Source organism: Halopolyspora algeriensis (genome assembly GCF_003337235.1).
Lineage (GTDB): Bacteria > Actinomycetota > Actinomycetes > Mycobacteriales > Pseudonocardiaceae > Haloactinomyces > Haloactinomyces algeriensis.
Map to the genome: position 1 here is coordinate 35,128 of NZ_QPJC01000002.1, position 14,578 is coordinate 49,705.

Annotated in this window: 11 protein-coding genes and 1 pseudogene; 4 read left to right on the forward strand and 8 right to left on the reverse strand. The window is 69.5% G+C overall.

What is annotated here, in order from left to right:
- Nucleotides 1-150 precede the first annotated feature (150 nt).
- The 4 genes from DFQ14_RS03520 to DFQ14_RS03535 are packed head-to-tail and all read right to left on the reverse strand — an operon-like array spanning nt 151 to nt 3,773.
- Entirely contained in the window at nt 151-1,098 is a 948-nt protein-coding gene (locus DFQ14_RS03520) for a 5-oxoprolinase subunit C family protein (protein WP_246195652.1), read from the reverse strand.
- Complete coding sequence (locus tag DFQ14_RS03525) at nt 1,095-1,709, reverse strand: 5-oxoprolinase subunit B family protein (protein ID WP_114452088.1); 615 nt, start codon at nt 1,707-1,709, stop codon at nt 1,095-1,097. Before DFQ14_RS03525 ends, DFQ14_RS03520 begins: the two co-directional genes overlap by 4 nt.
- A gap of 5 nt (nt 1,710-1,714) precedes the next feature.
- Nucleotides 1,715-2,500 carry a LamB/YcsF family protein gene (locus DFQ14_RS03530; RefSeq protein ID WP_114451621.1) on the reverse strand — a complete coding sequence of 262 codons (786 nt, stop codon included), beginning with the start codon at nt 2,498-2,500 and terminating at the stop codon, nt 1,715-1,717.
- Between the two features lie 46 nt (nt 2,501-2,546).
- On the reverse strand, nt 2,547-3,773 hold the full coding sequence (locus DFQ14_RS03535) for an NRAMP family divalent metal transporter (protein ID WP_114451622.1): 1,227 nt from the start codon (nt 3,771-3,773) through the stop codon (nt 2,547-2,549).
- A 220-nt stretch (nt 3,774-3,993) separates the two neighbouring features.
- Here DFQ14_RS03535 and DFQ14_RS03540 point away from each other — a divergent pair, with 220 nt between their 5' ends.
- Nucleotides 3,994-4,686, forward strand: a complete 693-nt coding sequence (locus DFQ14_RS03540; RefSeq protein WP_114451623.1) for a GntR family transcriptional regulator — start codon at nt 3,994-3,996, stop codon at nt 4,684-4,686.
- Nucleotides 4,687-4,833: 147 nt separating this feature from the next.
- On the opposite strand, the gene DFQ14_RS03545 is transcribed toward DFQ14_RS03540, so the two are convergent.
- The 4 genes and pseudogenes from DFQ14_RS03545 to DFQ14_RS22155 form a co-directional block, all read right to left on the reverse strand.
- Complete coding sequence (locus DFQ14_RS03545) at nt 4,834-6,276, reverse strand: sodium/glutamate symporter (protein ID WP_114451624.1); 1,443 nt, start codon at nt 6,274-6,276, stop codon at nt 4,834-4,836.
- Nucleotides 6,277-6,458: 182 nt separating this feature from the next.
- Nucleotides 6,459-7,754, reverse strand: a complete 1,296-nt coding sequence (locus DFQ14_RS03550) for an alkaline phosphatase family protein (protein ID WP_114451625.1) — start codon at nt 7,752-7,754, stop codon at nt 6,459-6,461.
- A gap of 73 nt (nt 7,755-7,827) precedes the next feature.
- Nucleotides 7,828-8,787 (reverse strand): annotated as a pseudogene (locus DFQ14_RS03555) (alkaline phosphatase D family protein); the annotation flags it as partial.
- Nucleotides 8,788-8,848: 61 nt separating this feature from the next.
- Nucleotides 8,849-11,794, reverse strand: a complete 2,946-nt coding sequence (locus tag DFQ14_RS22155) for a penicillin acylase family protein (protein WP_158546644.1) — start codon at nt 11,792-11,794, stop codon at nt 8,849-8,851.
- Nucleotides 11,795-12,102: 308 nt separating this feature from the next.
- Here DFQ14_RS22155 and DFQ14_RS03570 point away from each other — a divergent pair, with 308 nt between their 5' ends.
- From DFQ14_RS03570 to DFQ14_RS03580, 3 genes are all read left to right on the forward strand, one after another.
- Nucleotides 12,103-13,044 (forward strand): esterase/lipase family protein, encoded by a 942-nt coding sequence (locus tag DFQ14_RS03570; RefSeq protein WP_114451629.1) that lies wholly within the window; start codon nt 12,103-12,105, stop codon nt 13,042-13,044.
- 161 nt (nt 13,045-13,205) lie between these two features.
- Complete coding sequence (locus DFQ14_RS03575) at nt 13,206-13,910, forward strand: sulfite exporter TauE/SafE family protein (protein WP_114452089.1); 705 nt, start codon at nt 13,206-13,208, stop codon at nt 13,908-13,910.
- Nucleotides 13,911-14,022: 112 nt separating this feature from the next.
- The gene (locus tag DFQ14_RS03580) at nt 14,023-14,448 is read left to right on the forward strand and encodes a PPOX class F420-dependent oxidoreductase (RefSeq protein ID WP_114451630.1); all 426 of its coding nucleotides are present in this window, start codon (nt 14,023-14,025) and stop codon (nt 14,446-14,448) included.
- The last annotated feature ends 130 nt before the right edge of the window (nt 14,449-14,578 follow it).

Consider the following 14,578-nt stretch of genomic DNA (forward strand, 5'->3'; position numbering starts at 1 on the left):
TGTATCCGGGCCTCCACCGTGCTTCGTTTCGGGGGACCGAGACCGCCGAGTCGCCGGCAGGGGCGAGTGCGTGACCGAGATGGGGCCGTGCCCGTCGAGGATCTCTCCGGGAGCAGGGCCTTCTTCCGGCAGCGTGCCTGCGGGGTTCGTTCAGTGTGGGAGTCTCCGCCTGCGAGCGCTGCGGGGGCGGTCGGGGTCGGTGCGGTGGAACCGGATCCGTTGCCCCGGCCGGGCCTGTGCCGCCGCGTCGACGTCGCTGGAGACGACCACCGCGATCACCGGGTAGCCACCGGTGGAGGGGTGGTCGGCGAGGAACAGGGTCGGTCGGCCGGACGGTGGCACCTGCACGGAACCGGCCACCATGCCTTCGCTGGGCAGTTCGGTGTCGGTGCGGCGCGCCGGCACCGGGCCGGACAGGCGCATGCCGATCCGGTTGCTGTCCGGCGTGACCTCGTACGGTTCGCCGAGCAGCGTGGCCAGGGCCTGCTCGGTGAACCAGTCGTCGCGGGGCCCGGTGACGACGGCGAGGGAGATCTCCCCCGCGCCGGGTGGGGCCACCGGCGCGGTCTCCACCGTCGGGAACTCCGCGGGTGCGGGCCCGACCGGCAGCAGGGTTCCGGAGGTCAGGGGATCCGGGCCCAGCCCGGCGAGCACGTCCGTGCTGCGCGAGCCCAGCACCGGCTCGACGGCGATCCCGCCGCGCACGGCCAGATAGCTGCGCAGCCCGCGGTCGGGTCTGCCCAGACACAGCTGTGCTCCCGCGGGCAGGCGCAGCACCGTGTTCGGCGCGGCACCGCGCCCGTTCACGGTGATCGGGCAGGGTGCCCCGGTGACGGCCACCGTCAGAGCTTCCCGTGCCCGCACGACCAGCCCACCGAGGGTGACCTCGACAGCGGCCGCGCCCTCGTCGTTGCCGACCAGGCGGTTGGCCAGCCGCAGCGATCCCCGGTCGGCTGCTCCCGAGGTGCCGACGCCGATCTCGGCCAGCCCCGGGCGGCCGAGGTCCTGGATCGTCGCCAGAGGGCCCGGTTCGACGACGTCGAGGCCGGGCTCGTGGCGCCGGTGGGTTCGCCGTGTGACGGGTTCGGTGCGGTTCACGGATCGACCTCCTCGAACCGCACCCGCACCCCGGGGCGCAGCAGCGCGGGCGGGTCCCGATCGACCTGCCAGATCCGCAGGTCGGTGTGCCCGATCAGCTGCCATCCTCCCGGGGAGGCTTGTGGGTAGATGCCGCTGAACTCGCCGGCGAGTCCGACCGAGCCGGCGGGAACCCTGGTGCGGGACTCGCTGCGCCGGGGGACGTGCAGCGTGCCGTCGCCGCCGGTGAGGTAGCCGAAGCCGGGGGCGAATCCCCCGAAGGCCACGGTCCACTCGGTTGCGGTGTGGGCCTGCACGACGGCCCGCTCGGACAGGCCGGTCAGGCGCGCGACCTCGGCGAGGTCCGCACCGTCGTAGCGCACGGGTACGGTCACCTGCCCGCGATCGGCCAGGGTGCCCTGTCCGGTGGGTGCGGATCGCACGGCCCGTTCCACCTCGGTGATGTCGGCCTGCTGCGGGTCCAGGCGCAGCAGCAGTGTGCGTGCGGCGGGGACCAGGTCGGTCACTCCGGGCGGTGGCCGGTCGGCCAGTGCGTTGTAGAGCGCGAGCACACCTGCGAGCTCGTCGAGCTCCACGAGCAGGCCCGAGTCCGCGCAGCGCAGCAACCGCACCGTGATCACTCCTGCCCGTCGGGGCGGGTGAAGGGGGCGATCGTGATGCCGTCGGCGGTAAGCGCGTCGCGGACCGCGCGAGCGATCGCCACCGCCCCGGCGCTGTCGCCGTGCACGCAGATCGACTCCGCCTCCACCGTGATCGGGGATCCGTCGATGGCCTCGATCGGCTCCCCGCGCACCAGTCGCAGGCAGCGCTGCGCGATCACTTGCGGGTCGTCGAGGACCGCGCCGGACTCTCGGCGCGACACCAGTGTTCCTTCCGGGGTGTAGGCGCGGTCGGCGAACGCCTCCCGGTAGCACCGCAGGCCGGCCGACTCGGCCAGGGTCAGCCACTGCGATCCGGGCAGCCCCAGCACCGCCAGGTTCGGGGCGTAGCGCAGGATGGCCTCCACGAGCGCCGAGGCCTGTTCCCGGTGCTGCACGATCGCGTTGTAGAGCGCGCCGTGCGGCTTGACGTAGGTGACCTCGGTCCCGGCCACGCGGGCGAACGCCGACAGCGCGCCGATCTGGTAGAGCACGTCGTTGACCAGGTCCTCCGGGGCGACGTCGATGAACCTGCGGCCGAACCCGGGCAGGTCGCGGTAGCCGACCTGGGCGCCCACCGCCACACCCCGCTCGGCGGCGCCGGTGCACGCCCGGCGCAGCACGCTCGGATCCCCGGCGTGGAAACCGCAGGCCACGTTCGCGCTGCTGACAATGCCCAGCAGCGCCTCGTCGTCGCCGAGTTCCCAGCGGCCGAACCCCTCCGCCAGGTCGGCGTTCAGATCGATCCGCGCGGTTGGTGCCATCGGTCTCGCTTCTTTCGGTTTCGTCCTGTCTGCATCGCGTGGCGGGTCATTGCCACAGGGCGGCGATCCCGCCGAGGGAGTTCGCGCCCAGGTACACCGTGAGTGCCCACGCCAGCGCACCGAGCACGAGCAGCCAGCGCGGGTAACGGTAGCCGCCGAGCAGGTCGCTGCGCCGGGCCGCGGCCCACATCAGCACGCCGAAGCCCACCGGAAGGATCAGCCCGTTGAGCGCCCCGGCCAGCACCAGCAGGGTGGTCGGGGTCTGGTCGACCATCAGGAACACCGCCGCCGACACGGCGATGAAGCCGACGACCAGCCAACTGCGCACTCGTTGCAGCCGTGGCGAGAAGGTCACGAGGAACGACACCGACGTGTAAGCTGCGCCGATCACCGAGGTGATGCCGGCCGCCCACAGGATCATCCCGAACAGCCGCAGCCCGACCTGTCCGGCGGCCTGCTGGAACGCGTCGGCGGTGGGGTTGTCCTGTGCCAGCGACACGCCCCCGGCGACGACGCCCAGCACGGCCAGGAACAGCACGATACGCATGACGCCGGTGACGACGATCGAGGTGATCGAGCTGCGGGTCACCTCCCCCACCCGGTCGGGGCCGGTCACACCGGCATCGACCAGCCGGTGTGCTCCGGCGTAGGTGATGTAGCCGCCCACGGTGCCGCCGAGCAGGGTGGTGATCGCCAGGAAGCTGACCTGCTCCGGTAGCACCGTCTGGCGCAGCGCGTCACCGACCGGTGGCTGCGAGACGACCGCGACGTAGCAGGTCAGGCCGATCATCAGCAGGCCGAGAACGACGACGATACGGTCCATCGCGATCCCGGCGCGCTTGCTGAGAAACACCGCGATCGCGATCAGCGCCGAGAGCAGTCCACCGCTCTCGGTGTCCATGCCCAGCAGTGCGTCCAAACCGAGTGAGGTGCCCGAGACGTTGCCGATGTTGAACACCAGCCCGCCGAAGACCACCAGCGCGGCGATCACGTAGCCGGCGCCGGGCAGCACCCGGTTGCCGAGGTCCTGAGCCCGCATCCCGGATACTCCGATCACCCGCCAGACGTTGAGCTGGACCGCGATGTCGAGCAGGATCGAGATCAGGATCGCGAAGGCGAACGTGGCACCGAGTTGCACGGTGAACTCGGTGGTCTGGGTGATGAAGCCGGGGCCGACGGCGCTGGTGGCCATCAGGAACACGGCACCGAGTACCGTGCCGCGCCCGACCGGCTTGCGCGTGCTTCCGGTTGCCGCGGCGGGTTCGTCCGTCATGCCACTCCGTTCTTTCCCCGGATGTGCTCCGGTCAAGCCGGATCGGTCCGTTGTCCTGCGGCGGCCGGTCACCACGTGCGTAAAACGCCGGTGCGTGCCCGTCGAAGGTGGCCGGAAGACTATTGAATTGTTGAACAATCCGTCAATCCCCGGGTAGACTGCTAAACTCCGGCCACGGATCACGGCAGGCAGTCACACGAGGACGGTGCAGGAAGCGACAATGACCACGACCGACCCGTGGATGGAGGCGCTCGCGGCGGACCGGGAACTGCTCGAGCGCACCGGGACGGCCGAGCGGGTCGCCGATGTACTGCGCCGGCACCTCATCGAGGGGCGCCTGCTCCCCGGAACGCGGCTGTCCGAGGAAAGTGTCGGGCGCGCGCTCGCAGTCTCCCGCAACACGTTGCGAGAGGCCTTCCGGTTGCTGGTGCACGAGCGGCTGTTGGTGCACGAGTTCCACCGCGGCGTGTTCGTGCGGACGCTGACCGTCGACGACGTCGCCGATCTCTACCGCCTGCGGCGGATGTTGGAGACCAGCGCCGTCCGGCACGCCCGCACTGCCGACTCCGAGACGATCGCGACCGTGGTCCGCGCTGTCGAGGAAGGGGAACAGGCCTCCCTACGGCAGGACTGGCAGGAGGTGGGCACGGCGAACATGCGCTTCCATCAGGCCATCGCCGCGCTGGCCTGCAGCCGGCGCGTCGACGAGATCATGCGTCAGCTCCTTGCCGAGCTGCGTCTGGCCTTCCACGCCATGTCCCGGCCCCAGGACTTCCACGGGCCCTATCTCGGTGTGAACCGCGTCATCGCCGACCTGCTCACGGCCGGGGAGTACGACCAGGCCGAGCGTCGCCTCGACGAGTACTTCGACACCGCCAGTACCCAGTTGGTGCGCGCCTACGAACAGTTGTGATCGGTTATACGTAGCGCGCAGACCCGGTTTCAACCGTGGGAGGACGTCAACTCGGAGCTCGGCGCCGGGTACATCATGCGGGCTCCTCACCGCCGGAAGCGGCGGTGAGGAGCGTGACCGCAGCAAGAACCCGTGTGGGTGCCGACGCTAGTCCTGCCGAGTGAGCGCTGTTTCCGGCGTCGACGGTGCCGGACGGCGGCCGAAGTACAGCAATCCCGTCAGCAGTGCGGCCACCAGGAGCACCGCCATCACGATCAGCAGCGGGACCGCCCCGAATTGCGCGATCAGCGGAATCGCCGAGGCGGTGACGAGTCCGCCGCCGAAGAAGGGCTCGACGATGAGCTGCTTGTACCCGAAAGCCGGATAAGCCGGGGTGCGCAGTTCCGGATCGGCGATGCGCATGAGGATCAAACCGGTGGCCGTCACGCCCATCGACTGGCCGAAGTCGCCGATGCCGCGTTCGAACCAATGGTCCGGCAGCATGCGCGGGGCCAGCAGCAGGAAAGCTCCGGCACACCAGATCAGACCGCATCCTGCCAGCAGCAGGAACGGAACGATGTTGTTGGCGATGACTTCCAGGGACAGCGTGCCCAGCGCCGCAATGATCAACATGTCGAGGGCGAATCCCTGGATCCGCTCGATCATCAACCGGTCGACGATCTGTGCCCGGTCGAAACGGTCGATGACGAACTGCAGCAGGATGCCGCCGAGCATCGCCAGGGGAAAGAGGGGAACGTAGCCGAAGATCTCGATGGTCTCGACCCACAGCATGTTCTCCAGCGCTTGGAGTCCCCACAGCAGGAGCTGGCCGATGATGATGGCCACTGCCAGGAGGCCGAAGTGCAACGCGAGCGGTTCGATGGAGGAGGGGTGCACGGTCAGTGTGGCGGCAGCGCGCCGGTTTTCCTTTTCCACCAGGCCCATTCGCTCGGCCACCGACGGTGTGGCGTCCGAGCGCAGTTGCGTGGTGCGGCCGCTGCGGACTCCCCAGTTGATCAGCACGATACCGAGGACGATGCCCGAGATCAGGCCGATGGTGGCCATACCGAGCGCGAGGTCCTGCCCCGCGGGGAATCCGACTTCGGAGAACGTGTTTCCCAGGCCGGCGGCAGTGCCGTGTCCGCCCTCGAAACCGATCTCGATGAGCGCGCCCGACAGCGGCGGCAGCCCGAACACCGGAGACAGCAGCAGCAGAGCCAACAGCAGCCCCACGACATACTGGCCGCTGCTGAGTGTCAGCCCGAACGCGATCTGGGGTCCGGCGAGCCGTCCGGCTTCCCGCATCTTGGGCATCTTCTGTCCGAGGAACAGGCCGGCGAAGACCACCGAGATGAGCAGGCCGGGCAGCGAGGACCAGACCTGCTGGATGTCCGAGCCGAACAGCCCGCCCTCGGTGAACCGGTCGGTTCCCAACGCCGAGGCGATATTGCCGAATACGTCGGGGCCAAGGAGCAGAGCGATCGCCCCGCCGATGATCGAGCCCGGCAGGAACAGTCTCTGCGCCAATCGCCACTTCACTCGTACGAGCTTGGCCACGAGCAGCAGCACTCCCAGCAGCAGGAGCGCGAACCCGATGTTGTCGGCAGACATGCTCACCTTTCGACAGCCGGTGGTTACGGCGATACCGCCACGGACGCGTCCGAGAGTGTCGGACCAGGAGCCGAACTGTGTTTACGGCGGCGCAATCCTAGAACCTGCTCGGTTGATCACGGAGTGCGGTTGCGGTACCAGAGGTGGAGACCGGCTGCGGTGGCGCGGTGGAATCCGGATGCCTACGGGCGCAGCGCTGCGGTGTCGACGGCGTCGAGGCGTGCTGTCCCGTCGTAACCACCGGCGGGCTCGGTGAGCTGGAACAGGGAACCCACGGTGGGGGCGATGTCGACCGTGCGGGCCGGTGCCGCCGAGATCTCGCCTAGGCGCACAGCGGGATGCCCACCGGAGACGAAGAACGGGATCGGCTCGGTGACCGGGTGTCCGTGGTTGCCGGGGATCGGGTTGGACACCACGGTCGGCTCGGTGAAGCGCCATCCGGGCAGGCAGTAGGCGACGAGGTCACCGGCTTCGGTACCCAGCCGCAGGTCCGCCGGGGCGTGCACGGCGAGCACTCCCTCGGTGGAGGAGGCGATCGTTCGCATGCGGTCGACGGCGTCCGCCCGGCGATCGGCGGGGCCGGTGTAGCTGAGCAGGTCGGCCCCGCCGTTCTGCGCGATCACCACGTGCCCGACCAGCATCGGGTCGGCGTCCATGACGGGCTGCAGCGAGACAGCCCTGTGCGGCAGGGACCAGTCCATGGAATGGTCGGCCAGGATCAGCAGAATGCTGGAGCTCCACCGGCCGGTGTGCACGAGGTGGTCGACGAAACGACCGACCTGGAGGTCGGTGGCGGCCAGCGCACTGGTGCGGGCTGCCTGCAGCGTCGTGCCGGTCACGTCACCGTGGCCGACGCGGTCCACATCGCCGAGGTTGGTGAAGATCAGATCGGGATCGGCGTGGTCGACCATCGAGATCAGCGCGTCGACGGTCGCGGCGTCGGGTGCGTGCTCGCTGACCGGGATCACCGGCTTCGGTTCCCAGCGCACGCTCGCCCGCTGCCCGAAGATCCCGTAGAGGTACTCCTTGCTGAGCACGCTGCCGGTGACTCTGCCGGTGCCGCGGAGCCGGTCGAGCAGCGTCGGAAACGTCAGATCGGAAGGCCGGTCGAGATCGCGCACGACCCCTTCGGCACGGTCGTAGACGGAGTTGGCGGGCACTCCCGAACGGTCGGGCCGTACCCCGCTCATCATCATCACGTGGTTGGGGATGGTCTCCATGACCGGCAGTGAGCGTGCCCGAGGATAGGTCGTTCCCGCGTTGCGCAACCGGTGCAGTCGGGGTGTGAGCACCGGGGTGATCTCGTCGGGCCTGCACCCGTCGACCACCACCGTGTAGACGCGCAGCCGCTCGCCCTGCGACGCACCGCCGGCGAGCGCTGTGCCGGAGGTCGACAGCGTGACGGCGGCGCCACCCGCGCCGGCCAGTCGCAGGAAGGTGCGGCGGTCCAGGGTGTGCTCGTGTCGTGCGCGGGTCATCGCAACGGCTCCTCGGCGGTGGTCACGTGCTGGGTTCCTGCGGGCACGGCGAACGAGGCGGCGCGGCCTACGCGGAGTGGATGTCGCCGGTCAAAAAGACGGTGTTGTGCACCCCGTTGCGCCGCAGCGTCGAGAACAGCTCGGCCCGGTCGGCGGTGTATCCGTCCCACTGGTCGACGTTGTAGGGCACACCCTCCACGGGAGGAGTACCGGTGAGCTCGTGGAGCGCCTGTCGATCCCGAGTGGACAGATTGGAGGGGAATCGCACCGGGGCGATCATCACCGGGTTCCCGATGAGCTTCCACTGCGCCTCGGTGGTGGTCACCCCGTTGGTCAGCCAGGTCATCTGCGCGTCCCCGGTGATGGTGCGCGCGGGATCGTCGATATCCGGGTCGGCCGGGCCGGAGGCCTGCTTGCTGCGGTAGGTGCGCAGGTCGAGCATCGACAGCTGCGCCAGACCGCCGAACGTGAAGCGGCGGTAGAGGTAGTCGCCGAGATGCAGTACGAGATCGAGGTCGTCCCTTCTTGCGAGGTGGCGGTAGGCCGCGAAGTGACCGGCCTGCCAGTTCGAACAGGACACCACGCCCATCCGCAGCCGGGAGACGGCCGCTCCGCCGGCGGGGGCCGTGCGGGTGCGCCCGACCGGGGAGGTCTCGGCGCCGCACCGGAACCGGTACCAGTACCGGGTCGCGGGGTTCAGACCTCTGACGTCCACTTTCACTGTGTGGTCGCGTCGGGCTCCGGTTCGGAGACTGCCCCGTGCCACGACCTGCCGGAACTGCTCGTCCGTGGCCACTTCCCACCGCACCGCGACGTCCGGGCCGTTCCCGGAACCCGGGGTGGCGTCCTCGGAGGGGGTGACCCGGGTCCACAGCAGCACGCTGTCGGGAAACGGGTCGCCGGAAGCCACTCCGTGCCGGAACGCCCGTCCGGTCGGGGCCGCGGCTGCGCCGGAGTTCGACAACGGGGTGGCGGCCACTCCGGCGACGAGCGCACCGACTTTCAACACGCCACGACGATCCACGGGACTCACGCGGAGCAACCTGCCAAAGTGAACCCTGCTCGTATCACTCCTTCGGGGAGACTGTCGATCGCTATTCACCCGAGCGATGCTCCTGCTTCTCCGTTTTCGTCGGTTGCCGCCCGGGTCGTGTCGCCTGCCGTACCGGGGCGCCGACTTCGACGACCTGCTGGAACGTCGGCCGGTTGACCCAGTCGATCTCCGGGATCGAGGTGAGCCCGAGTGGGGAGTGGACGATGGCGTCATCGGCAGGCACACGGCGCCAGCCCCGGACGGAAGGCGAGCCGAAGTCCTTTTCCAACTCACCGGCGACCGCCGACAGTGACTTCCACAGCGCGTGCCTGCACGCCTCGAGGTCACCACCGCCGCAGTATGTCGCTTGGAAGCGGTCGCGTACCGGCTCGTTCAGCACCTGCCGCAGGTCCTTGACGACGTGGCTGCCCGCACCGCCGTTGAAGGCGGAGCCGGTGTGGGTCAGTGGGGAATTGGCGATCGGGATGCTCAGGGTCGCGAAGGTCTTCCCGAAGATCGCTTCGATCAGCTGCGACGAGGCGTTCGGGTTGGTTTCGGTGTCGGTTGTGGCATCCGGCGCGCCACCCCACCAGGCGTCCATGATCGCAATGGCCGCGGCGTGCTCGTAGCTGCCGTCGGCGTCGTGGTCGCGCCGGTGTCCCAGATCGTCGGCGGCCCAGGCCCGCAACCGGTTCCACATGTCCTGGGTGCGGGGATCGACACCGTCCGGGGCCTGGCGGCCCATCACCCGATGCAGCCACGGCATGATCTCCTGAGCGCGCAGGTCCGTGGTGCCGGCCAGTGCCATCACGTCGACCAGGTCGCCGCGGTCCACCGGCCCCTCGGCGAGTTTCGCCCGCAGTCGCTGTTGCAGCATGTCGCTGCGATACACCGGCCCGTAGGCGAACTCGGCGTCGTTGGCCGCAAAGCCCGGAGCCTGCTTGTTGTTCCACGAGATCAGCGCGCCGTCCGGCGGGTTCACCGCATGGGGCTGCTCGGCGAAACCGAGATGCCCCTCGTGGTCGAACTCGCCGGTGCCCCACACCGGCAGGTACGGGTCGATGCCGTCGGCCCGGTCGGGGCACTTGCACGAGTGCTGGTAGGCGATGTCGTCACCGTCGACGTAGAACCAGTTGAAGGTGTAGTCGATGCCCGTGCCCATCGCTTCCCGGAAGGCTTCGGTGCCGCCGGACATGAACTGCGGGTCGTTGACCCGGGAGAAGCCGACCGTGGAGGTCACCTCCGACCGGTACGTCGACCGGTCGGAGGTGATCGCGATCGGGGTTCCGTCGGTGGTCTTGCCTCGGGCGGTCAGGAAGCCGTAGTGCTCGGTGCGCTGCACTTCCTGGTTCCACACGATCTCGTCCGCCGTATCGATGCTCGGCAGTCCGCCTGCGCTGGGCTTGGCGACCACGGTGTGGTCGAACGACTCGATCGGCAGGCACCGCCCGTGGTGGCGGTATCCCATCGATCGCACGGTCGGTGTCCCGCCGCCGGGTTCGCACAGCTCGAGCGTCCAGGTGTCGACGTTGTCGGCCCCGGCCGAGGTCGCCGACCACGCGTAGTCGGTGCCGCGGCCCATCTGGACGTAGAGGTCGGTGCCGGCGAAGGCCACGCCACGGGCGTCGATGCCGGGACCGTGGATGTCCTTTTCGACGAGCAGCTGCGGGCTGAAATACCCCGTCTGCGGACCGAAGACCGCGATCGGGTTCCCGCTGCCGGTGTGCTTGCCGCTGACCAGCAAAGCATTGCTCGCGGCCTGCTGGAAGGGCAGCCGGATCGTGCCGAGCGGGCCGTCGATGACGGCCGGTGCCCGCCGGCCGCTGTCGGCGGGATCCCAGCCGGTCTCGGCGGCTTCGGCGCCGTCGCCGCCCTCGGCCGGCGGTACGGGTGCCGCGGAGACGATCGCGTCGACGAGGTCCTCGGGTTCCGGGGCGCCGGGCGCGATCGGTTGCAGCGTGCCGCAGTCGATCCGCGGTGTGGCGGCGGGATCGGTCGGCCCCGCGGCGGTCATGTACGGAAACCGCCGCTGTGTCGTGGTCGGTGCCTCGGCATCGTCGGCGAAGTGCAGATCGTCGAAGGTAAGCCGTGCTTGCTCGGCGCTGCCGGTGCTCTCGGACAGTGCTCGCAGGTTGCAGTAGTTGGCCAGCTCGGAGCCGCCGCCCTTGCCGAAGATGCCACCCACGAGCGAGGCGATCGCGACGATGTCGGTGAGCTTCCACTGTTCCGGTACCTGTTGCAGCGCGGGATATTCGGCGGGCAACTTGGTCGGGTCGGCGATCGCCTCACGGATGTAGGCGTTGACTCCCGCGCTGTAGGCCGTGGCGTCACGGTGGATGCGGCGCCCCATCGGACCGCGGTTGCGCAGCCGCTCGACCTGCTGCCGCAGGTCCTGCTCGGTGTAGGGCGCGACCGCCAGCTGGCTGCGGTCCATGGCGAGGTTGGCTGCCGAGGGGCCGAGGAATTCGGACAGGCGCGCGCGGCCGAGGTGACGCAACACGTCCATGAGGAACAGCCGGTCCTCGGCGGCCGTGTAGCCGGCGGCGAACATGGTGCCCTGGCGGGTGTCACCGAAGATGTGGGGCACGCCGTGGCTCGCATCGCGCAGCACGACGACGTCGTCACGCCCGCCGGGACGGTAGCGGCGGGCGATGTCGCCGGGGGCTGCCCCGAACGAGGCGTCCTTGAAGTGCTCCAGCAGGTCGGCGTCGGTGAACCCCGGTGTGGCCTGCTCGTGGACGAGTTCCTCGTACCTCGCCAGCTGGTCCGTGACATGCGGAGGGTAGTGCCCGGTTCGGGCGGCGAGTGCCTCCGGCGCGTTGAGCGTGCCGTCCTGGCCCGGCGGCATGATGTTGACGAACCCGCCCGGGTCACCGAAGTCCCGGTAATGTCCGTCCACCTCGGTCGCCGCTGTGGTGATCTCCCCGGCGTGCGAGCGTGCTGCCGGCGCAGTGGGAGCGGAAAACCAGGCGGCGGCCAGAGCCAGGACGGTGACGGTGCGGGGCATGCGCATGCTCCTGAGCGGTCCGGTATTCGGCTGTCCGGTGGCTCGCCCGCAAGCCGGGAGCTGGCCTCGCGGCAGGGCGATCGTGCGGCCTCGTGTGGCAGAAGATCGTGCCGGACCCGACCGCGGCCGGGCAAGAGGCGAATCAGGTGATCGACGGCAGGATCATCACCCGGCTCCGAAAGCGCCCTGCTCGCGCTCTTGTGGCCTCTTTCGACCGTGTCCTTATCGGACTGCTGAATCCGGGTGAGGCGGCGTCACGTCCGGCAGTGTGATTCGTTGCACTCGGCATGGGCAGTAGTGGATTCCGATTGTTCGCGGTCCTCGCGATGACGTTCTCGTTTCTGGTCGGCGGGATGCTTCCGGCTCATGCCGGTGACGGGCCGGCGCTGCGGACCCCACAGTGGAGGCTGGAGCAGGCTCTGGAGTGCGGCGAGAAGGTCGCGAGCGCCGAGCGGACACCGGTGATCCTGGTTCACGGGACGGGAGCGACACCGGAGGAGAACTGGTCGGGCGGTTACGTGCAGGCGCTGCCGCGGGCGGGTTTCCCGGTGTGCACCGTGGAACTGCCCGAGCGGGCACTGGTCGACCTGCAGGTCTCCGCGGAGTACGTCGTCCACGCGATCCGAGAGGTGTACGAGCTCAGCGGCCGAGAGGTCGGTCTCGTCGGGCACAGCCAGGGCGGTCTGCATCCGGTGTGGGCACTGCGCTTCTGGCCAGACCTGGCCGACATGGTCGAGGATTCGATCGGGCTGGCCGCGCCCTATGGTGGCACCGCCGCGGCGAACGCGGATTGTGGCGACGGTTCCTGCGTGACCGCCTACTGGCAGATGCGGCGCGGGGCGGACTACATCACGGCATTGCGGCGGCAATCCCCGCCTGCGGGAGTGGCCTACACCTCGATCGGCACCCGCACCGACGAGCTCGTGCAGCCCGCACCGGAGGCGACGCACCTTCCGGGCGCGCGCAACATCTTCGTGCAGGATGTCTGCCCCGCCCGGCCGGTCGACCACCTCGCGATGGCTTTCGACGCGGCCGGTTACGCGCTGGTGCTGGACGCGCTCACTCATCCCGGCCCTGCCGAGGTATCCCGGATTTCGCCGCTGGTGTGCACGCGGCTGTTCGGTCCGGACATGGACCCGCCGCGGGTCCTGCTCGGTGGCCTGTCGTATCTCGAGGCCGAGACCAGCAGGACCATTGAGGGCTATCCGGAGCGTGACAGTGAGCCGCGGCTGCGCCCCTATGCCCGATGAGGCGGGCAGCGCTGTTCTCTGCTGAGGGCATGCCTGCCTGATCACGATGAACGGCAGTTTTGCCTCGGTCGATCGCGGGGCTGGCCGCGACGTGCGTCCGGCGCCAGTAATGTCCGGCTGCGGGAAGAGGTGCCAGTCGAGGGGGACCCGTGGCCGTGTGGATGTTGCTGCTTGCCGGAGTGATCGTGCTGGCCGGCGCCGTCGTGCAGGGCTCCGTGGGTTTCGGGATGAACCTCGTCGCGGCACCGCTGCTGGCGATCGCCGACCCGATCCTGGTGCCCGTGCCGCTGTTGCTGGTGTCCTCGGCATTCGCGCTGCTGCCCGTGCTGCGCGAACGGAGTCACACGGATTGGCACGGCGTGGGCTGGGGGATGCTCGGCCGGGTGCCCGGTACGGCACTGGGCGTGGCGGCGCTGGCGCTGCTTCCGGCGCGGTGGGTGGCGATCCTGATCGGTGTGGTCGTGCTGATCTCGGTGGGGCTGTCCCTGCTGGCCTGGCGTCCCAGGCCGACGCGGCCCGCCCTGCTCACTGCGGGCATGGCCAGCGGCACGTTCGGGACTGCCGCCGCGATCGGGGGACCGCCGATCGCGCTGGTCTATCAGCACACCGCCGGCCCGACCGTGCGGTCCACGCTGGGGGCCTACTTCGCCGGGGGCTCGGTGCTGTCGATCCTGGCGCTCTCGTTGGGCGGGCAGGTCCACGCTGACCAGCTGCTGGCGGCGCTGGCCCTGTTCCCGTTCGCCGTGACCGGTTTCCTGATCTCCGGGCCCCTGCGCAAGGTGCTCGACGCGGGCCGCACCCGGCCCGCGCTGCTGGTCGTGGCCGCCCTGAGTGCTCTGGCTCTGCTGCTCAAGGCCATTCTCTGACCACCCCCGGATCCCGCCGGGCTCGCTCGCCGCCCTCCGTGTCGCACCCGGGACGCGCACCCGAGGCACGTGTGCTGTGCGCGGCGCGGTGGCTCCTGGTAGAAGCACGGTCATGCAGACAATGTCCGAACAGCAGTGGCGGGAATTCGCCCTGCACGGCACCCGCACCGGCAAGCTCGCCGTGACCAGGGCCAATGGTGCCCCGCACGTCACCCCGGTGTGGTTCACCATGGACGGCGATCACGTCGTGTTCACCACAGCGGTCACCTCGGTCAAGGGCAGAGCGCTGCGGCACGAGCCGCGATTCGCCCTGTGCGTCGACGACGACGCGCCGCCGTACTCGTTTGTGCTGATCCGGGCACAGGCGCAGTTGTTCGAGGACACCGAGCAGCTGCTGCGGTGGGCCACTGTGCTCGGCGGGCGCTACATGGGTGCCGAACGTGCCGAGGAGTTCGGCAGACGCAACGCGGTTCCCGGCGAGTACCTGGTCCGTGGGCGGATCACCGAGGTGACCGCACTGGCCGGAATCGCGGACTGACCGGCCCTGGGGCAGGCGAGCTGTGCGCGAATACCTGTGCAACCACGGTGGGGATTCGAGTTGACACCGCCGCAGCGGGCACGGTTATTCTGAACGCACTATGAAGAACTGACATCGAGTCCGGCCCGCG